Genomic DNA, 21875 nt, shown 5'->3' on the forward strand with positions numbered 1-21875 from the left:
CGAAATGATTAGAACTTTAATATTTGAATTCACCAACAACAGTTGACGAACAACCACAAAAAGAAGATTGTCCAGTCTCTCTCAGCTAACTTTTTAATAATGAAATTATCTCAAAGCTGGTTTAACTGTTTAATTCAAATCAACAGGTTCAACCCAGCCATACTTATCTTCAACATCGCCTTCTTGAATTCCGAATAACGTATCATAAAGTTTCTGAGTAACAGGACCTGGTTCTGTTTCACTATAAAAGACATGTTTATCGCCTTTATAGGTCAACGAACCAACAGGTGAAATAACAGCAGCAGTTCCCATGGCACCAGCTTCTGTTAAATTATCAAGCTTATTAATATCGATTTCGGTTTCTTCTGGATTTAATCCTTGGTCTTTAGCAATTTGCAAAATTGATTTTTTGGTAATTGATGGCAAAATCGAGTTGGATTTCGGCGTCACAAATTGACCGTCCTTAGTAACACCATAGAAGTTGGCACCACCAAATTCATCAATGTACTTGTGTTCACGTGGATCCAAATATAAACAATCAGCAAAGCCAGCCTTTTTAGCAAGAATAGAAGGCAATAAACTACTTGCATAGTTACCGGCAGTCTTGGCCTGACCAGTTCCAGCATATGCAGCTCGATCATACTCACTAACTGTATATGGCATTGGATGCAATCCTTTGATGTAGGCGCCTACTGGTGTGGCATAGATATGAAAACGATATGTATCTGATGGCGAAACACCAACAACCGGTTGCGTGCCAACCATGAATGGTCGAATATATAAGGAGCCACCACTTCCATAAGGGGGAACAAATTCTTGGTTTGCTTTAACAACGGCTTTAACTGCTTCAACAAATTTGTCCTTTGGATATTCTTCCATGACTAATCGTTTAGCTGAATTTGCCATTCTTTCAGCATTCATTTCAGGTCGAAATAGATTAATACCACCATCTTTGGTTCGGTAAGCCTTCATTCCTTCAAAAACTTCTTGGCCATAATGTAAGTCCTCAGCTGCTTCAGAAAATGTTAGCGTCGAATCAGTAGTTAACCCACCATTTTGCCATTTACCATCCTTAAATTCTTCATCATAACTATATGGTAAATCTCTATATGTAAATCCTAAATTGGACCAATCAAGATCCTTAACATCTTGTTTTGCCATTCGCAAATAACCTCCTTAAATTAATATTAGGTAATAATGATAAGCCTGTAGACTAAGTATGTTTTTCCAATTAGAGATGACCGGTCATAGTATATCTGAACGCTCCCCCAAATCATTAAAATGACTATTCAAAATAGTTTATCATTATTTCCTAGTCAATATCTAATTTAATCCTTTTGAAATTACCTGTCAACCCAAACTTCAAATTCACTAAACGGCTGTATTACCGTTACTGGCCTTTCCTGACTATCAATAAGAAATAACTTAGAAAAGCCACTTTTAATCCCTCAATCCTTAGAAAACCTTTTATAAAAATTGACAACCTCTATGTATTGAATGGCAAAAAAATCTCATAATCAAAAACGGCGGCCAAGACAAAATTGTGGTTGTCTCGACCGCCGTTATAAAAAGTCACTGCAAGATCTTCAAGTTTAGCTAGCAGAACACACAAAGCTATCCGCGCTTAATAACCTCACGACTAATCAAATTATCAATTAAAAAGTGATACTGTTCAACACTTTCCTTAGTGTCTTGTGTTTTAAAAATATTGTATTTCTGTAACCCGTTACCAGTTGTGATAGCCATTCTAAAGCCGTCCATGTTTTTTGAGACCATCATTTTAAATTTATATCCGGCATTATACGGCGAATTGGGATCTAATGATCGTTCTAGTGAAAAATTACCAGCTTTGGTTTCGACAAACCCAAGGTCTTTTAATGTATATCGTTTAATGTTTTCACTAATTTCATATTGAGTTGGATCACCATTCACTTTAGCAATTTTTGAAAATGCCATTACGACTTCACCTCTTTGCTTTTAATTCGAGTCACAATTTGAGTGATTGAATCAACAAGTTTATCAAGATCTTCATAAGTATTATACCGGCCAAAACTAACCCGCAATGATTCAGAAATTCGTGGACTATCTTTTCCATACATTGCAACTAAAACGTGAGACGGTTCAATACTCCCAGCTGTGCAAGCGGATCCCCCGGAGACGGCAATTCCCGCCAAATCAAGATTAGTTTGTAAAACATAGGTTGAAATTCCTTTAATCCAAATGTTGAAAACGTGATTCAAGTTATCTTCAGTAATCCGGCCATTGACTTCAAAATCAATGCCATTAGCGGTCAGTTTGTCGGCAATATATTTTTTGAACTTTAAATACTTTTCCTGCCGATGAGCCTTTTCTTCAGGGGTAATCGTCTCAACCGCCTTGGCAAATCCAGCAATTGCTGGTACATTCTCGGTCCCTGCACGACGTTTGGTTTCCTGATCACCACCCTTGATTAAAGGTGGAAAGTTAATCCCATTACGCTTGTACAAGAAGCCAATCATCTTCGGCCCATTAATCTTATGAGCAGAAGTTGATAACAGATCAATGTGGTCACGTTTAACATCAATATCGAGCAAGCCGTATGCCTGAACTGCATCGGTATGAAACCAGGCCTGATGATCTTTCAAGAGTTCACCAATTTCATGAATTGGCATTATTGAACCAACCTCGTTATTTCCAGTCATGATTGAAACTAAAATTGTTTCGTCATCTAAGGCCGCTTTCAAATCATCCAATGAAATATTACCGTATTCGTCTACTGGTAAATAAGTAATTCGAAAGCCCATTTTTTCGAGAGCTGCTGCCGGTTTTAGAATCGCTTCGTGTTCGATAGCGGTTGTAATAATATGATTTCCCAAGGATTTACGGGCAATTGCCGTTTGCATAACGGCGGTATTGTCGCTTTCAGAACCACCACTTGTAAAAATAATATCATCGGGGTTTGCATTGATACTTTTAGCAATTGTTTCACGTGAACTTTCCATTACCTCACGCGCCTGGCGCCCTAAGCCATACAAAGTTGATGCATTGCCATAAACATTTTTATATTTATCCATCAATTCGGCGTAAACTTCATCGGAAACCCTTGTTGTTGCCGCATTATCTAAATATATTTCTTTCAAGAATTTTCACTTCCTAAATCATTCGTTTTCAAACAAATCAATTAACATCTGACCAGACTTTTTACCCGCCGTAATAATAAACTGGTCAAAGCTGACTTCAGCATTCTCATCACCGACATCCGACATTGCTCTAATCACAACATAAGGCACATGGTTCTGATAGGCAACCTGCCCCACTGCAGCACCTTCCATTTCCGAGCAAAGCGCATCTGGAAAATCTTTTTTGATTGCTTTAATACGGTTCGAATCTGCAATGAATTGGTCACCGGAAACAATCAAGCCACGATGAGCGATCACGTTGCTATCTTTAGCAGCCCGATCAATCTTATCACCCAGCTCCGAGGAAGCGGGAAATCTGGCAGGAAAGCCAGGCAGTTGACCAACCTTATAACCAGAGGTGGTCACGTCAACGTCATGATAGGCAGTTTCCGTTGAAATCACAATGTCGCCAATCGATAATCCCGTGCCAATCCCACCAGCGGAACCAGAATTAATGACAGCGTCAACGTGAAACTCGTTAATCAACGTTGACGTGGTAATACCGGCTTGAACTTTACCAATTCCCGATTTGACCAATACAACGTCTTGATTATGAATTTTACCGAGATAAAATTTCATCTGAGCGTACTCAATTGTTGCCTCATTTTCAAGTGCCTCAGATAAGACAGCAAGTTCTTCGTCCATTGCACAAATAATTCCATAAACCATGAAAGATTCTCCTTAATTAACAAAGAAAAGCACCAAGTAAACGATCAAAATCAGAACTGCTAAAATTGAAATAATCCAGTTTAATCGTCGATTGGTCTTTCTCCATCGAAATGTTTTAAAATCAGGTGCTTGATCTGTAGTTGGCGCTTCATCGTTTGGCAGATCCTGATGATGCTGCCGCGCATATTGTCGTTCAACTTGAACACGGCGTTTATCACGCTGCTCGAAATCTTTTTCCTGTTGCCCCTTAAGTTTTCGATATTGTTCACGCGTTAACGTCGATTTTGTTGTTTTATCGTCATCACTTGCCAAAAATCAGTCACCTACTTTTGCATTAATTGCCAATACTGGATGGCCATAATCGTTTTGGCATCCCGAATTTCACCATTCGCAATCATTTGAATGGCTTCATCAAGTGTTTTCTCAAAGATTTCCAAAAATTCGCCCTTGTCTCTTGGCAATTGATTTTTTACAGGTTCCAAATCAGTGGCTAAATATAAACGCATATATTCGTCAGAAAAACCCACTGAAGTATAGAACCCATATAAAGCTCTTACCTTCTGGGGAACATAGCGAATCTCTTCATTTAATTCCCGAATAACGGCGTGATGAAAATTAGAGTCGCGTTGATCTACTTTGCCAGCGGGAATTTCAATGGTTGTCGTTTCTGCAGGTGCCCGCCATTGTTTCTCAAGGATTATTTTATTATCTCGTGTTAACGCTAAAATTGCCACAGCACCCGAATGATGAACAATTTCCCGAAAAGCCAATTGCCCATTGGGAAGCTCCACAGATTGTTTCTCTACATTAATGATAGCGCCCTTGTAAATTTCAGTGGAACTAGTTACGCGTTCTTCAAAATCCAAAAAATCACCTTTTTCAATATCTTTATTCTACAAACAAACCGATATCAATGCAATCGAATCGGTTATTTAATCTTCAATCTGGGCTTTGGCAGCCTGAGGCCCCTTTTGTCCCTCAACGACAACGTAGGTCACCTTGGCATTTTCCTGAATTCGGTGATACTGATCTTCAGGAAAGGCATTTTTAAAAAAGAAAAGGTCCTCTCCTGCTTCTTGTTTAATGAACCCAAATGCATTTTTTGAATTATAACTTTTAATTGTTCCCTTTAACATTAATTTTCTCCTTAACGACTATGATTAGTCTACAAAAAATGAGACTGTCGACATAACTGCCACAGTCTCATTCTACTGGTTTAATCACTTTATTGAAATGGTATTCCATAAAATATAAGCGAAATTGAAGGAATATGAATAAAATATTCTTTATCTCATTCATTCAACACCTACAAAGAAGCTGGAGTCTCCATATCATCTCATAGCAAAAACCAAATTAATAAATTACTTTTCTTCGAATCCTGCACCAACCGTCTCAGGAAATTCACTGCGGACGATATCGGCACATGATTTACAGAACGTTGGATAATCCGGATCAGAGCCAACATCTTTTCTAACTAGTCGACAACGTTCACATGTCTTGCCTTCAGCCGGCTTAACTGATAATGCAAGGCCATCACTATCGAATTTCGTACTGTCAGCCGGTGCATCACTGAACGCCTTAACCTCTAATTGAGAAACCAGCAAAACAGTTGCCATGTCAACATGGAGATCATTTAATAAATCAGCAACTTCGGAAGTTGCGTAAATGGTTAAGGCGGCTTCGGAAGCTTTACCGATCTCCTTAGCATCCCGTGCTTCTTCCAATACCTTCAAGACATCATCACGATAACCCATAAACTTAGTCCATTTTGTTAAAATGGCATCATCATTATCAAAATGTTTGGGTTCAGGAATATCAGTCAGTTGAACATACGATTCAGGCTCCTTCAAAAAGCCCCAAATTTCTTCAGCAGTATGCGGTAGAACTGGTGTCATCAATTTAGTTAACGACGTGACAATGTTGTACATCACCGTCTGCATTGATCGACGTTTATGACCATCTTCCTTATCGATATAAACAATGTCCTTAGCCATATCCAAATAGAAAGCTGACAGGTCACTTGTCACAAAGCCTAGGAATTTCTTGTAAAGCGTTAAGAAATCGTACTTTTCATAACAATCTCGTGCTTCGCCAAGGAATCGATTGAATAGAACAGTCATGTACTGATCTTGACTTTCTAGTTCTGCAAATGGAATTGCATTTGTCTTTGGATCAAAATCAGTTGTGTTAGCTAACAAGAACCGCATTGTGTTTCGGATCTTTTTATAGGAATCCGAAACTTTGACAAAGTTCTCTGTACTGACACGAACATCGGCAGAAGTGTCAACCGATGTGACCCAAAGTCGGACAATTTCAGCACCCATTTTTTTAATAATATCAATTGGTGCAATCGTATTCCCCAATGATTTACTCATCTTGTGACCTTCGCCATCAAGTGTAAATCCTTGCGAAACAATGGACTTATATGGTGCATGATTTGAAACAGCAACACTGGTAATCAAGCTTGAATTAAACCAACCACGGTACTGGTCCGAACCTTCAAGATACATATCAGAAGGATAAGTTAATTCTGGCCGCTCAGCAAGGACCCCTTGGTGAGAAGAACCAGAATCAAACCAAACATCCATAATGTCATTTTCTTTAGTAAAGTTACCATTGGGAGAATGTTCACTCTTAAATCCGTCAGGCAACAGATCCTTGGCATCACGTTCAAACCAAACGTCTGATCCATACTTTTCAAATAGATCCGCAACATGGTTAATTGTTTCTTCAGTGATAATCGCTTCGCCATCTTCACCGTAGAAGATTGGTAGTGGAACACCCCAAACCCGTTGACGAGAAATGACCCAGTCGCCACGATCCTTAATCATATTGGCAAGCCGAACCTTCCCCCAACTTGGGTAGAATGTCACTTCATCAATTGCTTTTAAAATATCATCTTTAATTTTGTCAACTGATGCAAACCACTGTGGCGTCGCCCGGAAAATAATCGGCTTTTTAGTCCGCCAGTCAAATGGATAACTATGTTTGATCGGCATGTAATCAAGTAATAAATTAGCTGATCTTAACTTGTCAAGTGAGATTTTGTTAGCATCATCGTAAAAGACCCCCGCAAAATCTTTTCCGGCTTCTTCTGTTAGATACCCTTTATCATCGACAGGGGCAAAAATTGGTAAGCCATACTTCTTACCGATATTGTAGTCATCATCCCCATAACCAGGGGCAGTATGCACTAATCCGGTCCCGGCATCCAACGTGACAAAGTCGCCCAACATTGTTAATAATTTTTTACTATGATCAAATGGATGTTCAGCCAGCACCCCTTCAAGTTGTTCGCCTTTGACGGTCTTGAGTGTTTTAACATTTTTCCAGTCAAACAACCCTTCATCCTTTTCAACCAACTCAGTAGCAATCACAAACTTACGATCGTCACCTTCTGGCTGAACAACAGAATAGTCAAAACCGGCATCCACAGTAATTCCCTCTGAAGCTGGAATGGTCCACGGTGTCGTCGTCCAAACAACCATGTAAGTGTTCTCATCATCAAGGACGCCTTTACCGTCAACCACTTTTTCCCCATAAAAGGCGGATGGTGAAGTCACATCGTGGTATTCAACTTCGGCTTCAGCAAGCGCCGATTCAGAAGACCATGACCAGTAGACGGGCTTCTTGCCTTTGTAAATGAGTCCACGTTTTGCAAATGCACCAAAGACACGAACTTCTTGAGCTTCAAATTCAGGCTTTAAAGTAAGGTACGGGTCGTCCCAATCACCCGATACACCTAGCCGTTTAAACTCAGCCTTTTGTCGCTCAACTTGTTTCATCGCATAATCATGGCACAATTTACGAAAATCATTTGTTGACATCTTTTTCCGATCGTAACCTGCTTGAGTTAATTTCTGCTCAATTGGTAGACCATGAGTATCCCAGCCGGGAACATAGGGTGCCCGGAACCCAGTCATTGATTTATATCGAACAATAATATCCTTTGAAATTTTGTTCATCGCATGGCCCATGTGAATGTCTCCATTTGCATATGGTGGTCCATCATGCAAGACAAATGTTGGTTTGCCTTGATTTAATTTTTGGCGTTGTTCATAAACACGATTCTCATCCCATGCTTTTTGGCGTTCCACTTCTTTTACAGGAAGATTACCGCGCATTTTAAATTTCGTTTTTCCTAAGTTTAAAGTATCTTTTACTCGCATTCCTGAACTTCCCTTCTCTGAAATATTAATAGGATTAATAACACTAAGATCGCTAGGAATCTCATGATACAAAAAAAGATCTCGTCGCAAGGGACGAAATCTTTTTCGTGGTACCACCCAATTTTAGAATTTCTCAATTCTATCTCTTAAAATAATCGATATGTACTAGAGATGATCAATTTCATTAACTGTTGACTGCTAAACTTTCACCATCTTTAGCTCGCTATTGTTTCAGTTAGTAACTTTCTGGTCTCTAATCGATTAAAACTATTTATTTGATTTATCGGGATAAATGACAACTGCCTGCAACGAATCATCATTCCTAGCGGGTGTATTCTCAACCATGTCCGCATTATTATCCTGTTTGGTTTCTGATTCTACCCCAGCACTTACAGGATTGTCAAGGTCTCCAACAACTTTTTCAATATCTTCGTAAGTTGTCGTCGGTGTATCTTCAACCAAATGATCCCAGTCGGATCCTTTAATAACTTCCAATTGGCTTTCAAGCATTACTTGAAGCCGTTGTCGGAATACTCGGGTATTCTTCTTCAAATCATCAGTCTCGATTGCCAACTTCTTTGCTCGTTTTGAGGCTTCTTCTAGAATTTGATTAGACTTTTCATGAGCAGCATTCAAAATATCGTCAGCTTTTTTTTGAGCCTCACGATTTGTAATTTCAGCTTCCTTTTTAGAATTTGTTTTAACCTTGTCGGCGGCTTCTTGGGCAACTAGGATTGATTGATTCAGTGAGTCCTTTAAATCATTAAAATACGAAAGTTTATCCTTTGACTCACTTAACTGAGATCTTAAATCCTTATTCTCTTCCAAAATAATTTGGTAATCCTTAATAATTTGATCTAAAAAATCATTAACTTCATCAACGTTATACCCTCGTAATTTTGTTGAAAACTCTTTATTATGAATATCCTGTGGGCTTAATACCATAATGAATCAATCCTCCTATTTATTTCGATTATACACATTAATCACAATCCGAATTTTACCTTTTTTAGTAACGCCGGCAATTTCCTTAATGATAATTCGGCCATGGCCACGCACAGAAATAATATCCTGAATCGATAATTCCAAATCAGGACGATCAGTTTGAACCCAATTAATTCGGACAAAACCACCATCGACTAATTCTTTAGCATGATGCCTGGAAATATGAAAGCCCTCGCTAATTAACGCATCAACACGCAGCGATGATACTGTTGTTGTGGCAGACTCACTTTCGTCAATTGGGACAATTATTTCCTCCGGCGAAATGGTTTTTAGCTTGATTTTAATTTTACCGATTCGATCAACTTGGGCACGCAAATAATCAGCCATTTCATTTTCACATAAAAATTGCCATGTTAAACCATCACTAATAATGTCACCAATCACATCCCGATCAATCCCAGCCCCCATAACTGAACCCAAAATTTGACCATGCGATAGCGTGGCAAATTTTGTTGGGTAATCAATCTGAAACGCAGTTATTTGAAAATCATCAGCAGTGGGCGTGAAGTAATCTGGAAAAGCAATTGCCCGCTTCATTTCAGCATTTGGATAACCACCAAAAGTTTTAAATGTAATACCATCATACCGATTAACAATTGTCTCAAGAATGTATAATTGGCGTGGATTCAAAAAATTAGTAAGGATCGGCCGGTATTCATTCTGTACCCGGCCACTTAAATTATCAATCGATTCCAAAAAAGGCAGTTCATCAGGTCGATAATGTTGGGAAACATTGGACTCCACCACGGTAATACCCCTCTTCTTACTTTAAACGCCGAGTAGTAATCTGCCAAGGTAGGTAATCCCACCCTGAACTAGTGACAGCACAATTAAGGCAACAACCGGGGCCAAACTAATCATCCCCACTGTTGCAAAATCAAATAAGCGTTCAAATGGTTCAACAATCCGAGCCAAGAAACGGCCAATAGCCGTTCCGTACGCATTTGGAAACCAGCTCATCAATGCATAAACGACGATCGCCAACATATATATACTGATTATTTTGTTTAATAACCAAACTACAAATAAAACTATCGATACCAATATGCTGCTCCTTAAATTTACTTATCTAAGCTAATTGCCAAACCTAATCATTTTACTTGGTAACCTGGAAATTTTTCGGCGAACAAATAAAAATATTTTCGCCCAACCGGTTAATTGAGCCATGAATGGCAAATAATACACCATTCAAAAAATCAACCATTCTAGCGGATGAGCGAACATCAAGTTTGTCTAGCTTGATAATAACTGCATTATCATCCAACAATTTTTGAGCAATTGGCTCAACATCTGTATAATTTGCTGGTTCAAATACGACGATCTTACTGGATTCTATTTGTTGTCGGCTCATTGGTACTACATTACCGCCTGTCTTAGCTGGTTTTTCAACATCTGTTTCAGTATCAATATTCGGCTTTGGGGTTTCCATTCCGAAGAAATTGGCTAAATTAAATTTTTGTGACATGTTGTGTCCTTTCGTATTCACCCTAATCGATAAATACCGGCCACGCTAATCAACTATCTATGATTACGACGATGTTTGAAGAATGGTGGAACATCATCCTGAGAATTCCCAGTATCTTCCTTCTTCTTATCATCGGAACCAACATCAGGTTGAAATGGATCAAAATCTTTCTTTTCAACATCGCTAAATTCGTCATCTTCAGAAACGGCTGGTCTAGCTGCTGATGGTTGCTTTCTAATGTCCCAATTACCCAGTGGATCATTGTGGGCTGATTGGCTGTTATCATCAGAATTTGTCGTCTTACGATCAGTTGATTGCGGACGCGCAGTTGGCTGTTGTGGTCGGACACTCCGAGTTCTTCTGGATGCCAGTCGACCTTCTTCAGCCTTCTTCTTATCGATTCCAGTTGCAATAACCGTCACCCGAACCTCATCACCCAAAGACTCATCAATTGAGGTTCCAAAGATGATATTAACATCGCTGGTTGCGGCTTGGGAAACAATGTCCGAAGCATCTTGGGCTTCAAACAATGACAGATCCGGACCCCCGGTAATATTCAGTAATACTTGTTCAGCACCATCAATTGAAACTTCTAATAGTGGTGATGAGATTGCCTTCTTAGTTGCTTCTGCCGTTCGATTTTCACCGTTAGCAGTTCCAACTCCCATAAGGGCAGACCCTTGATTTTGCATTGTAGTCTTAACATCAGCAAAGTCAAGGTTAACGTATCCTGGACTTGTAATTAAATCTGAGATTCCCTGAACACCTTGGCGTAATACATTATCTGCTTCTTTAAAGGCATCCATCATTGGTGTCTTTTTATCAACCATTTCTAAAAGTCGGTTGTTCGAGATCACAATTAAAGTATCGACGTTCTGCTTAAGTTGTGTCACCCCTTCATCAGCATATTTTGCACGCTTGGGGCCCTCAAAACTAAATGGCCGGGTAACAACGCCTACAGTTAATGCGCCCTGATCTTTAGCAATCTTGGCAACGATTGGTGCTGCACCATTACCAGTGCCACCGCCCATTCCGGCAGTAACGAAAACCATGTCAGCACCCTCAAGTGCCTCGGTAATAGCTTCCTCACTTTCTTCTGCAGCTTTGGCACCAATATCTGGATTAGAACCTGCCCCTAAGCCTCGAGTTAATTTGGGACCAAGTTGGATTCTGGTTTCTGCTTTCGAAGTTGCCAGAGCCTGTACATCAGTGTTGGCAACAATAAATTCTACGCCTTTGACATCTGAGCTGATCATTGTATTAACGGCATTACTGCCACCGCCACCGACTCCGATGACTTTTATATTTGCACCGTGATTATCGGTGGAGTCTAATGAATATTCCATAATTGTTTTTACCTCCGTTAAAGTGCCTAATCGAAGAAATCGCTAAAGAAATTCCGGATTCCTTGGCCACGTTTCTTTTTCTGTGTTTGTCGTTTCGGTTTATTTGGTTTATCTGACACAGGGTCTGGTGTATCGTGAGAATCTGTTAGTTTAGGAACCTTGGTTAATGTGGCACCAACGGCCGATCTAACAATCATATCAACGTCTGCCAAATCGGCAAAATAAGATACTAGTGAAAGTGCAGCTGTAAATGATGGATGTCGCAATCCCATCTGATCAGGAATATAGACTCTGACATTTGTGTTAAATTGGTCAGCGGCTAATTCGGCAATTCCCGGAAGTGCAGCTACCCCACCAGTTAAAACAATTCCACCAGGTAAATCCAACGCTTGAATTTGATTTAAACGATCTTTAATTCGATCAAAGATTTGGCTGAGACGAGCCTCGATAATCTCTGCAAGATACCGTTCATCAATATATGTCGGCTCTGTTTGGCCAACGACTTCAACTGGAAACTCATTATCAGCTGAAGCCTGCAAAGAATCTGCATAACCGTAATCGCGCTTAATTTTTTCTGCGCTCTGCATCGATGTATTCAAAACAATTGAAATGTCTTTGGTAATGTAGCCGCCACCTTCTGAGTCAGTCGTTGCATATTTTAATTGATGATCATGAATAACCGAAGCCGTCGTTTGACCGCCACCAAGATCCACAATAATTGTCCCAAAATCTTGTTCACCATCATTTAATATCACATGACTTTCAGCCAATGGGGTTAATACTGTTGATACAATATTCAAGCCAGCTTTTTCAACTGCCTTTTGAAGATTGTGCATGATACCCTTTGATCCACTGATTAGCTTGCCACGCATTTCAAGTCGCACGCCCACCATTCCCCGTGGATCCTTTATCCCGTCAAATCCATCAACGATAAATTCTTCCGGTTGGATATCAATCACTTCTCGCTCTTGGGGCAGACTAGTGCCCAGAGCAGATGCTGCAACATTACGAACATCTTCGGCCGTGATTTCTCTTGATTGATCATCAAGGGTAATTAAACCATTACACGGTTCAATTCGCAGCATATTTGCCGGTACACTAACAACAACATCTTTAATTTCAATACTTGCCTTTTCTTGAGCTTGACTTACGGCACCTCTAATTGCCTCAGCCGCCTGATCAATATCAACAATCACACCGCGGCTTAAACCATTAGAAGGCTTATTCCCCACACCAATAACGTTCAATTGCCCTTTTACTTTTTCTGCAACAATTACTTTTATTGAGGTAGTTCCTATATCAAGTCCCACATACAAACCCGAATTATCCATATATGTAAGGAACCTCCACATCTAGAATATTTTCTGAACATAACATAAGTTTAACACAATCACAACACCGGAAAAAGTTAAATCGAAGCGAATAGCAAGCGATGAGCCTTACTTATTCAGTTAATCATTTCTTTGTAATCGGATATGAATAAGCCCCGACTTCCAGGTTGATAATACTTTTAACTTTGAGCTTTGAATTGATACTTGGATAGTAGTCCATTTTATCGCCAAAACTATCAATCGAAGCATACACGCGATTACCATCGTGCATATGCAAGAAGACTCGATCGGGATTACTCTTTGTGGGCGAATAGCTGATGGTGCCAATACTGGCACGAACCGGCGGATCAATTCGGCGATACTGTTGAACCGTTCGTCGGAGTCGCTTGGCATTATGGAATTTTTTTAAAATTGGAAAACCAGCCCGTGGGTTTAGCACTTTATCTTTGATAATGACACCGCTTTTTAAAATCGGCTGGTAACCACCATTTCCATATAAGTAACCAATTGTTGGATATTCAGCAACCTTTATCGTCACTTGATTAAAATGAAGGAGTTTAATTTCAACCGATTGCATCCGTTGACTACGTTTTTTTAACTCTGCGGCCATCTTTTCCGTCTTTCCCCAAACCGAAATCAGCGGTGTCCCCTTTTTAATTGGTGAATAATGCTTAATCTGTTTAATACTGACAATCTCGTTTCCAGTAATTCGCACGCTGCTAACCCGGCTGTAAGGTGAAATGAAGAACCCCATAACCGCAATAATCAACAGCGCTAACAAAATTAGTGGTGACATCTTCTTTAAATTATGCCGCTGGTACGCTTTTAAAAAATGTCGTTTCTGTTTAGTAACCGGATCTTGACCAACATGCTGGTTTGCCTGCTGCCAGGGCGTCATATTAGTTTGATTATCATTCTTCTTTCCCAAAGTTACTAACCCCCGATAACTTTTTTAATGCATTAACGCCCGTGCCATCTCCAAAATCTTATCAGCTGAATCAATAACACCAAGTTTTTTTGAATTATCTGACATTTTCTCACGTGCCTGCTGATCATGCATCAATTGGTCAACAGCTTTTAATAAACTTTCACCATCAAGGTCGGCCTGCTTAATCATTAATGCAGCTCCCCGATTAACAAGACTCATGGTATTTTTAGTTTGATGATCGGCAGTAACGTAAGGACTTGGAATCAATACTGATGGAACTCCCAACGCAGTGATTTCAGCAATACTCGTTGCGCCAGCCCGACCAACAATCAAATCAACTCTTGGTAAAACCTTTGGCATATTGTCTATGTAAGGTAGGACTTTAATATTGTCATTAATTTTATTCTTGGCTAATTGATGCATAACTTCATCATACCGTTTTTGACCAGTCACAAAAACAACCTGATATTTACGTCGATTAAAACCACTCATCGCAGAGACAACGGCATTATTAATCGCAGGAGCACCCTGACTCCCACCAAAAATCAGCGCTGTGGGCTCATTATCTGCCAAGCCAATCTCTGACCATTTAAAATCACTTTTCATGTGAGCAACTTGTTGTGCACGTGGGTTACCGGCGAAAACAACCTTTTGGGCAGGAAACTGGTCTTTGGCTTCATGAAATCCAATGGCAATTTTATCAACATACCGACTTAAAAATTTGTTAGTTAGCCCCACAACACTATTTTGTTCATGAATGATTGTTGGAATATGGGCTTTAGCTGCCGCGTAAACAACCGCACCAGAAACGTAGCCCCCGGTTCCGATTACAACATCCGGTTTAAAGTCTTTAATAATTTTTTTGGATTGGTGGACACTCTTAAAGAACAATGCAAGTGTTTTAAAATTTTCAAGCGATAATGATCGCCGAAATCCTTGGATCTCTAATGCAATAAAATCAAGACCCTGTTTGGGGACAATTGAGCTCTCCAATCCCCGTTTGGACCCAACGTAAAGGACTTTAGAATTTGGTTCTTGCTTGAGTAAATCTTCAACGATTGCCAATGCGGGATAAATATGTCCGCCAGTCCCGCCACCTGAAATAATAAGTCTCATTGCCGTTCCTCCTGCTTGTGGGTCAACTTTTCGACATCCTTGATAAATTCATCACCGCGTTGTTCAAATGTTTTAAATTGATCCCAACTGGCATTTGCAGGTGAAAGCAACACAATGTCACCCGTATCACTATATTGATAAGCAGTTGGTACAGCTTGATCCAAATTATCAACCTTAGTAATTTTTTGAACACCGGCATCCTTTAACGCATCCGCCAACAAATCAGCAGTTTGGCCAAACAAGACAGCTGCTTTAACATGTTTTTTAAATTGGGGAATAAGCTTTTCAAACGTATACCCTCGATCCAGCCCACCAGCGAGCAGTACAACGGGGCGATCAAAGCCATCTAATGCCATCTCGGTGGCTTCAATGTCAGTGGCTTTCGAGTCATTATAAAAGCGCCGACCCTCAGATTCCAGAACATACTGGACTCGATGACGAACACCACTAAAGGTTTCCAAAACGTTTGTAATTGCTAAATTTGATTTTCCTAAAATCTTTGCAACGGCAATTGCGGCCAACGCGTTCTCAACGTTTTGTTTACCTGGAACTTTAATATCGTCGGCATTCATGATAAATTCATCGTTATAATAAAGCTTACCGTTTTTTTCATATGCACCGTGGCTGATTTCAGTTTTTCGCGCAAATGGAACAACCTTGGCACGGCTGCGTTTGCTGAGCTGCCGCCATTCGTCCGAATCAAAATTAACAACAAAATAATCATCCGCTGTCTGATTCATTGTGATTCTCATCTTGGCATTTACATAATTTTTCCGAGTTTTATGATAATCCAAATGATTGGAAAAAATGTTTGTCAGAACAGCTACGTGTGGATGCAACGTCTTTATTCCCAAAAGCATGAAACTCGACAATTCCATGACCATTGTATCATCAGCAGTCGTTTTCAATGCGGTATGGGTCGCAGAAATACCAATATTACCAGCCGCGTAAGCACGGCCTTTGGGTCGTTCCTGGTTCAAAATCTTGGTAATCATCGTAACCGTCGTTGTTTTTCCATTACTTCCTGTAACCCCGATAATTTCAGCATCCGTAATTTGGGAAGCCAACTCAACTTCCGTAATGATCGGCATCCCCTGTTGAACAGCAGCAGCAACCACTTGGTTATCGTATGGGATCCCAGGATTCTTAATCATCAGATCAAAATGTTCATTCAAAATATCAGGTGTCTGGTTACCCGTAATTGTTTTAATCCCATGATCTGTAAGCTCCTTTACCTCAGGCAACTCAGACGCCGGCTTAGAATCATTTAATACAACAGTCGCACCAAGTTCCTGCAGCAATTCTGCAGCATGAGTGCCACTTTTTCCAGCACCAAGAACCAGAATTTTTTTATTCTTATAGTCATCGATCATTTTCATTTGTATGATTACCTCGGTTTATTTTAGATAGAATATATGTCATTATTTTAACTCGCTTAATTTCGTAAAAAATTGCAGAATTTCAAATAGCCAAATAGGTTGGCAACAAAACTCATCATTTCGTCCCAACCCTTATATAATCGTCATAATACTGATGACCGATGCAATGAGGGCAATCGACCAAAATGTCAGGTCAATTTTCCATTCGGACCAGCCAAGCATTTCAAAGTGATGATGGATCGGTGTCATTTTAAAAACTCGTTTACCAGTTAACTTAAATGATGCCACCTGAATCATAACACTTGCTGTTTCCATCACATAAATAATCCCAACCATCAATAGTGAAAATTCATGATGAACTAAGATCGAAACGCAAGCTAATGCGCCACCCAAAGCTAACGATCCCATATCTCCCATAAATATTTTAGCTGGCTTATGATTAAAAATAAAGAAGGCAAGCAATCCGCCGACAACCGACATACAAAAGATGGCAACTTCAACTTGGTGCTGAACCATTGCAATAATCGCATAAGTTGCAAAAGAAATAACACCCAAACCCGAAACTAAACCATCTAGTCCATCAGTTAAATTAACAGCGTTTGAAAAACCAACTAACCAGAAAACGATAAATAAAATGTACCATAGGCCAATGTGCCAATCATTCCCAAACGGCATTTTAATTCCTAATGGAAAACCCTCATGAATATAAACCCATGAAAAAATGACTGCCGCAACGATCTGACCCAGCAACTTTTGCCAAGCTTTCAAGCCTTCATTTTGGCGTTTGAACAACTTGATACTGTCATCCCACATTCCAATCAGGCCATACGTTACTAGTACAAATAATAAGATCAATAAGGTTGGATTCAATATGTCTTTAAACCAGCCATATATTAAATCAGAAATCACGATTGCAAATATAAATAAAATGCCACCCATTGTTGGTGTCCCAGATTTTTTTTCATGCCATCGCGGTCCCTCTTCACGAATCATCTGACCCTCATGTTTGCTACGGAAGTATTTAATTAAGCTCGGCATCAATAATGCCGTTATAAAAAAACTGCTTAGCAAAGGTAGTACCCAATTACCCATCATTCTTATTAACCATCCTTAAATTATTCAAAATTTACTTTTAATATTTGTTTATTTTTAATTGACGTTGAAAATGCGATACTCTGACTGTCAGCATACCCCTTACCGGTTGATTCCAGCTTCAAGCCAGTTAAATGACAGAACGTCTCCACATCATTTTTTGACCAACCAATAATCCTAGGCATTTTCCAACCATGGTTTGTCAAAACGAAGACTCGCTTTTGTTCACGAATTGACTTTCCAACACTTGGTGATTGTTTGATAATCGTATCACCAGTTCCGATTGACATCACATCAAAGTTCTTTTCTTCTAAAATCCGCTTGGCCTCAGTTGTGGTTTTATAAACAACTGAAGGCATTTGTCGTTTAACCGTTGCCTGCTTTGTATTTGCATTTTGAAGTGCCCGAGTCATTACCGGCTTAAAGATCTCTGCCAATAATTGAGTAGCAGTCTTGGTACCCGTCAGCTTAGGCTGTTTCATCGTAATAAACATCACATACTTGGGGTGATTAGCAGGAACCATTCCAGCAACTGAATAAAGATAGCTGTCATCGCCAGATGCATAACCACCATACCCGTTACTTACCTGAGCCGTTCCAGTTTTAGCAGCTACTCGGTAGCCTTTCATCTTATAGTCCTGACCAATTCCGTAGCTTTTATAGACGACATCCTGCATGTGCTCACGAACTTTCTTAGCCGTCGCCGAACTGATTGGATGGCCTAAAACTTTCTGACCATATTGCTTAACAATCTTGCCAGAACTAGGATCAGTAATTTTTGAAATGAAATATGGTTTCATCATTGTACCGTTGTTTGAAACTGCTGTTAGTGCCTGCATCATCTGCATTGTAGTTACTTCAATTCCTTGACCAAACGAGGTATCGGCCTGTTCAATTGGATATTTAAATTGAATTCGACCAGAAAGTTCACCCGGCAAACCACTGTTGGTGCTCTTTAAAAAGCCAAACTTATGAATGTATTTGTTCCAAGTTTTGGGGCCCATTTGTTGTTCCAAATGAGACATTGCCACGTTACTTGAAAGTGCAAATCCTTTATTATAAGTAATATAGCCCCAACCATTAGGATCCCAATCTGGAACAATCTTGCCATCAATTGAATATTGCCCGGATTGATACGTATCATTCCCGTGAAAATGCCCAGAGTTAATTGCGGCAGATAATGTAAAAATTTTCATCGTTGATCCTGGTTCATAAGTGTCGGCAGTTAATGTGTTAGTCCAAGCATTCCCAATACCATTCAAGGTTGCAGCATTAAAAGTTGGTCGTTGCGTTGCAGCCACAATCTTTCCGGTCTTTGCATCCATCAGCACTGCATTCATTCCGGCAGCATGAACCTGGGACTGAACTGAATTCATTTCACTCTCAAGTAAAGTTTGAATCCGTGAATCAATTGTTGTATAGATATTGTCCCCATTTTTAACAGGTTTTTCTTTTTGCTTTTTACCAGGTAATTTATATCCATAGACATCATATTGGGCATCCTTATATCCGTTTTGGCCCGCTAACTGACGGTTAAAGGCCTTTTCAATTCCCATTTGACCAACTAAATTTGTTGTACCCGTTTTTTTATTGTTTTGAGACGTCGCCACACCAATTAAATTAGATGAAAAAACACCGTTCGGGTATAATCTTGCCTGTTGCTGGATAAAATTGATTCCTGGAAGATGCTGACTTTCAATCTTCTTTTTAGTAATTAAGGAAATGTTCTGACCCGCCCTGCCAAACTCCACCTGAAATGGATGCCCTTTTTTGGGTGTTAAAAATTGAAGTGCCTTTTTGTTACTAATTGGTAAATACTTGGCAAGGATTTTTGCTGTCTTCGTTTTATTTGTAACATACAAAGGCTTATTATTAATTCCAATTTGACTCTTATCCAAAACCGCATAAAGTGAATATGTACTTGTATCCTCAGCAATTGGGCTCCCATTTGCATCATAAATTGTTCCCCGCTTCGCCTTTAATGTTTGGGTTTGGGTATACAACTTTTGGGCCTCACTATTCAAATTGACATTCTTAACATTCTTGCCAACCGCAATAATCATGAGTCGCGACACAAGAACAAAAAAGACCACAATAAAAATGAAAAACAGCCAAACACCGACAGTTTTTCGATTTTTTCGTGATTTTAAATTATCTGTGGCCCGATCAGATGAATCCTTCATTTAGTAACATTCCTTATATTGTGATTCGAAAGTGACATTCCACTCTGCTTGGCAATCTTATCAAGTCGACTGCTGCTTTGAAGCTCACCAATCTGTTGCTTTAAATTGGTATTATCATTGCGAACATTAACTGTCTGACTATCCAAATGTTGCAACTGATGCTGAGAATTAGATAATGCAATCTTGGAAGATACAACTACTAACATTAGCACAGTTAATAGTGCACTTCCACAAACGATTAGTAACTTTTCAAAAACTGAAAGATTAAGTCTTTGAGAGACCCTTACTTTTTTTGTGACCACTTGATCAGGTGTTGAAACAACTTTTTTGGGTTCCGCTTGAGCAAAACTACGTGCCAAATTATTTTGTTCCATAATTATGTATTCTTCCTTTTTCTAGATTTTAGTCCGTTCAATAATTCTCAATTTTGCGCTGTGAGCGCGATGATTTTCAGTTAACTCGTCTTCGCTTGGCGTAATTGGCTTTCTAGTTACATTTTTGAATTTGGGTTTAACGCCATCTGGAATAATTGGTAAATTAGGCGGCAATTCAGGCAATGACGTTTTTTCACGAAACATCGTTTTAACTAATCGGTCTTCAAGTGACTGAAATGTAATAACAGTAATTCGGCCACCAACAGTTAATAACTCAAGCGCTTGTTCTAATGAAGCCTCAAGCGCAGAAAGTTCATCGTTTACGGCAATTCTAATTGCCTGAAACACTTTTTTAGCAGGATGACCGCCATGACGCCTAGCTGCTGCCGGGATCGCATCTTTAATAATTGCAACCAAGTCATTAGTTGTATCAATCGGATGGTCTTCTCGTTGGCGCTCAATATGACGAGCAATTTGTTTGGAGAATTTTTCTTCTCCATAACGATAAAAGATTCGAACAAGTTGTTCATATGGCCATTCATTCACAACCTTCCATGCATCGAGTGGATTATCCTGGTCCATCCGCATATCAAGGCGAGCATCGAATCGATAGCTGAATCCCCGGCTGGCATCATCAAATTGAGGCGATGACACGCCAAGATCGTAGACAATACCATCGATTCCTTTTACATTTTGAGCTGCTAAAGCTCCTTTTAGATTTCGAAAATTATCATGAATGAGCGTCAATTTACCATCATCAATAAATTTGCTCAAATGCTTTTGATTGTAAGCAATTGCAACCTCATCCTGATCAAATGAAAAGAGATGCCCCGTTTGTAATTGTTCTAATATTTTTGTGGTATGTCCCCCACCACCTAGCGTTGCGTCAACATATGTACCACTTGGATCAATATTTAATCCCTGAACTGCTTCATTAAGTAATACGGTCACATGTTTAAAACTAGCCATCTAATCACCACTCTTTACCTTGTTTCAGTTTAAAAATCAATCATATTCTCTGCAATTTCGTTAAAATTCTTTTCCGCATCGGTACTAAAATCTAGCCAACGACTATCACTCCAGATTTCAAATCGATTAGAAACTCCGACAACCACGCACTTCTTTTGAATTTTGGCATAATCCCTTAAGATGCCGGGAATATTGATCCGACCCTGCTTATCAAATTCACATTCGACAGCGGCAGAAAAGAAAAAACGGGTGAAGTATCGGGCATCTTTTTTGCTGACCGGAAGTACATTGATTTTACTCTGCACTTCTTGCCATTCGCTCATCGGATAACCGAACAAGCACCCGTCCATGCCTCGTGTCATAACGAATTTGTTACCAAGTTCATGACGGAACTTTGCGGGGATGATGAGTCGTCCTTTGGTATCAATGGTGTGTTGATATTCACCCATGAACAATATCGTCATCCCCCTTAAATTTCAACTTGCAATCACATTCTACCACAATTCCCCACTATCAACCACACGCACTCAATTTTTATTCAATTAATGTTATAACATGCCAATTAAATATATCATTCGGATTCAAATCCGCATAGTGGTCAGCTTCAGGACCAGTGGTGGACATTCCCCATATTTTGATAAATCTTGATAGCACCACCTTTAACTCAATTTGCACTCAAGATTATGGCATC

General features: G+C 39.6%; 22 protein-coding genes. All 22 read right to left on the bottom strand.

The annotated features are described in order from the left end of the window. Positions 1-129: 129 nt before the first annotated feature. Positions 130-1161: a branched-chain amino acid aminotransferase gene (locus FC85_RS12515; RefSeq protein ID WP_057865880.1), complete on the bottom strand. Its 1032-nt coding sequence runs from the start codon at positions 1159-1161 to the stop codon at positions 130-132. A gap of 453 nt (positions 1162-1614) precedes the next feature. Continuing rightward, the gene (locus FC85_RS12520) at positions 1615-1956 is read right to left on the bottom strand and encodes a DUF1831 domain-containing protein (RefSeq protein ID WP_057865881.1); all 342 of its coding nucleotides are present in this window, start codon (positions 1954-1956) and stop codon (positions 1615-1617) included. Further along, complete coding sequence (locus tag FC85_RS12525; RefSeq protein ID WP_057865882.1) at positions 1956-3119, bottom strand: cysteine desulfurase family protein; 1164 nt, start codon at positions 3117-3119, stop codon at positions 1956-1958. Before FC85_RS12525 ends, FC85_RS12520 begins: the two co-directional genes overlap by 1 nt. 18 nt (positions 3120-3137) lie before the next feature. Next, positions 3138-3827 (bottom strand): 5'-methylthioadenosine/adenosylhomocysteine nucleosidase, encoded by a 690-nt coding sequence (locus tag FC85_RS12530; protein ID WP_057865883.1) that lies wholly within the window; start codon positions 3825-3827, stop codon positions 3138-3140. Between the two features lie 12 nt (positions 3828-3839). Continuing rightward, entirely contained in the window at positions 3840-4139 is a 300-nt protein-coding gene (locus tag FC85_RS12535; protein ID WP_057865884.1) for a hypothetical protein, read from the bottom strand. Between the two features lie 11 nt (positions 4140-4150). Then, positions 4151-4693: an NUDIX hydrolase gene (locus FC85_RS12540; RefSeq protein WP_057865885.1), complete on the bottom strand. Its 543-nt coding sequence runs from the start codon at positions 4691-4693 to the stop codon at positions 4151-4153. A 66-nt stretch (positions 4694-4759) separates the two neighbouring features. Further along, the gene (locus tag FC85_RS12545) at positions 4760-4963 is read right to left on the bottom strand and encodes a cold-shock protein (protein ID WP_057865886.1); all 204 of its coding nucleotides are present in this window, start codon (positions 4961-4963) and stop codon (positions 4760-4762) included. A 225-nt stretch (positions 4964-5188) separates the two neighbouring features. Continuing rightward, entirely contained in the window at positions 5189-7996 is a 2808-nt protein-coding gene (ileS, locus tag FC85_RS12550) for an isoleucine--tRNA ligase (protein WP_057865887.1), read from the bottom strand. A gap of 267 nt (positions 7997-8263) precedes the next feature. Continuing rightward, complete coding sequence (locus FC85_RS12555) at positions 8264-8941, bottom strand: DivIVA domain-containing protein (RefSeq protein ID WP_057865888.1); 678 nt, start codon at positions 8939-8941, stop codon at positions 8264-8266. 15 nt (positions 8942-8956) lie between these two features. Further along, positions 8957-9748 carry a YlmH family RNA-binding protein gene (locus FC85_RS12560; protein ID WP_057865889.1) on the bottom strand — a complete coding sequence of 264 codons (792 nt, stop codon included), beginning with the start codon at positions 9746-9748 and terminating at the stop codon, positions 8957-8959. A gap of 21 nt (positions 9749-9769) precedes the next feature. Next, complete coding sequence (locus FC85_RS12565; protein ID WP_263862678.1) at positions 9770-10045, bottom strand: YggT family protein; 276 nt, start codon at positions 10043-10045, stop codon at positions 9770-9772. Between the two features lie 52 nt (positions 10046-10097). Then, a complete protein-coding gene (locus FC85_RS12570; RefSeq protein WP_057865890.1) occupies positions 10098-10466 on the bottom strand; it encodes a cell division protein SepF in 369 nt (122 codons plus the stop codon). A gap of 53 nt (positions 10467-10519) precedes the next feature. Further along, positions 10520-11812: a cell division protein FtsZ gene (ftsZ, locus tag FC85_RS12575; protein ID WP_057865891.1), complete on the bottom strand. Its 1293-nt coding sequence runs from the start codon at positions 11810-11812 to the stop codon at positions 10520-10522. Between the two features lie 26 nt (positions 11813-11838). Further along, positions 11839-13143, bottom strand: a complete 1305-nt coding sequence (gene ftsA / locus FC85_RS12580; protein ID WP_225427589.1) for a cell division protein FtsA — start codon at positions 13141-13143, stop codon at positions 11839-11841. Positions 13144-13267: 124 nt separating this feature from the next. Continuing rightward, positions 13268-14071: a cell division protein FtsQ/DivIB gene (locus FC85_RS12585; RefSeq protein WP_057865893.1), complete on the bottom strand. Its 804-nt coding sequence runs from the start codon at positions 14069-14071 to the stop codon at positions 13268-13270. A 24-nt stretch (positions 14072-14095) separates the two neighbouring features. Beyond that, positions 14096-15187, bottom strand: a complete 1092-nt coding sequence (gene murG, locus FC85_RS12590; protein WP_057865894.1) for an undecaprenyldiphospho-muramoylpentapeptide beta-N-acetylglucosaminyltransferase — start codon at positions 15185-15187, stop codon at positions 14096-14098. Continuing rightward, positions 15184-16566, bottom strand: coding sequence for a UDP-N-acetylmuramoyl-L-alanine--D-glutamate ligase (murD, locus tag FC85_RS12595; protein WP_057865895.1), 1383 nt, complete (start codon positions 16564-16566; stop codon positions 15184-15186). The genes murG and murD overlap by 4 nt, the downstream gene beginning before the upstream one ends. A 132-nt stretch (positions 16567-16698) precedes the next feature. After that, complete coding sequence (gene mraY, locus FC85_RS12600; protein WP_057865920.1) at positions 16699-17658, bottom strand: phospho-N-acetylmuramoyl-pentapeptide-transferase; 960 nt, start codon at positions 17656-17658, stop codon at positions 16699-16701. A 23-nt stretch (positions 17659-17681) separates the two neighbouring features. Continuing rightward, positions 17682-19841, bottom strand: coding sequence for a penicillin-binding transpeptidase domain-containing protein (locus FC85_RS12605; RefSeq protein ID WP_057865896.1), 2160 nt, complete (start codon positions 19839-19841; stop codon positions 17682-17684). Beyond that, the gene (gene ftsL / locus FC85_RS12610; protein WP_057865897.1) at positions 19838-20215 is read right to left on the bottom strand and encodes a cell division protein FtsL; all 378 of its coding nucleotides are present in this window, start codon (positions 20213-20215) and stop codon (positions 19838-19840) included. The genes FC85_RS12605 and ftsL overlap by 4 nt, the downstream gene beginning before the upstream one ends. A gap of 21 nt (positions 20216-20236) precedes the next feature. Continuing rightward, a complete protein-coding gene (gene rsmH / locus FC85_RS12615; protein WP_057865898.1) occupies positions 20237-21184 on the bottom strand; it encodes a 16S rRNA (cytosine(1402)-N(4))-methyltransferase RsmH in 948 nt (315 codons plus the stop codon). Positions 21185-21213: 29 nt separating this feature from the next. Further along, the gene (mraZ, locus tag FC85_RS12620) at positions 21214-21639 is read right to left on the bottom strand and encodes a division/cell wall cluster transcriptional repressor MraZ (protein WP_057865899.1); all 426 of its coding nucleotides are present in this window, start codon (positions 21637-21639) and stop codon (positions 21214-21216) included. Between the last annotated feature and the right edge of the window lie 236 nt (positions 21640-21875).

Origin of the sequence: Lentilactobacillus diolivorans DSM 14421 (genome assembly GCF_001434255.1) — a bacterium.
GTDB classification, from domain to species: domain Bacteria; phylum Bacillota; class Bacilli; order Lactobacillales; family Lactobacillaceae; genus Lentilactobacillus; species Lentilactobacillus diolivorans.

What these genes read in the sequence shown, in the direction of transcription:
- FC85_RS12515 (WP_057865880.1), bottom strand. Translation starts at nt 1,161, where the DNA reads ATGGCAAAACAAGATGTTAAGGATCTTGATTGGTCCAATTTAGGATTT.
- FC85_RS12520 (WP_057865881.1), bottom strand. Translation starts at nt 1,956, where the DNA reads ATGGCATTTTCAAAAATTGCTAAAGTGAATGGTGATCCAACTCAATAT.
- FC85_RS12530 (WP_057865883.1), bottom strand. Translation starts at nt 3,827, where the DNA reads ATGGTTTATGGAATTATTTGTGCAATGGACGAAGAACTTGCTGTCTTA.
- FC85_RS12545 (WP_057865886.1), bottom strand. Translation starts at nt 4,963, where the DNA reads ATGTTAAAGGGAACAATTAAAAGTTATAATTCAAAAAATGCATTTGGG.
- ileS (WP_057865887.1), bottom strand. Translation starts at nt 7,996, where the DNA reads ATGCGAGTAAAAGATACTTTAAACTTAGGAAAAACGAAATTTAAAATG.
- FC85_RS12555 (WP_057865888.1), bottom strand. Translation starts at nt 8,941, where the DNA reads ATGGTATTAAGCCCACAGGATATTCATAATAAAGAGTTTTCAACAAAA.
- FC85_RS12570 (WP_057865890.1), bottom strand. Translation starts at nt 10,466, where the DNA reads ATGTCACAAAAATTTAATTTAGCCAATTTCTTCGGAATGGAAACCCCA.
- ftsZ (WP_057865891.1), bottom strand. Translation starts at nt 11,812, where the DNA reads ATGGAATATTCATTAGACTCCACCGATAATCACGGTGCAAATATAAAA.
- ftsA (WP_225427589.1), bottom strand. Translation starts at nt 13,143, where the DNA reads ATGGATAATTCGGGTTTGTATGTGGGACTTGATATAGGAACTACCTCA.
- murG (WP_057865894.1), bottom strand. Translation starts at nt 15,187, where the DNA reads ATGAGACTTATTATTTCAGGTGGCGGGACTGGCGGACATATTTATCCC.
- murD (WP_057865895.1), bottom strand. Translation starts at nt 16,566, where the DNA reads ATGAAAATGATCGATGACTATAAGAATAAAAAAATTCTGGTTCTTGGT.
- mraY (WP_057865920.1), bottom strand. Translation starts at nt 17,658, where the DNA reads ATGGGTAATTGGGTACTACCTTTGCTAAGCAGTTTTTTTATAACGGCA.
- FC85_RS12605 (WP_057865896.1), bottom strand. Translation starts at nt 19,841, where the DNA reads ATGAAGGATTCATCTGATCGGGCCACAGATAATTTAAAATCACGAAAA.
- ftsL (WP_057865897.1), bottom strand. Translation starts at nt 20,215, where the DNA reads ATGGAACAAAATAATTTGGCACGTAGTTTTGCTCAAGCGGAACCCAAA.
- rsmH (WP_057865898.1), bottom strand. Translation starts at nt 21,184, where the DNA reads ATGGCTAGTTTTAAACATGTGACCGTATTACTTAATGAAGCAGTTCAG.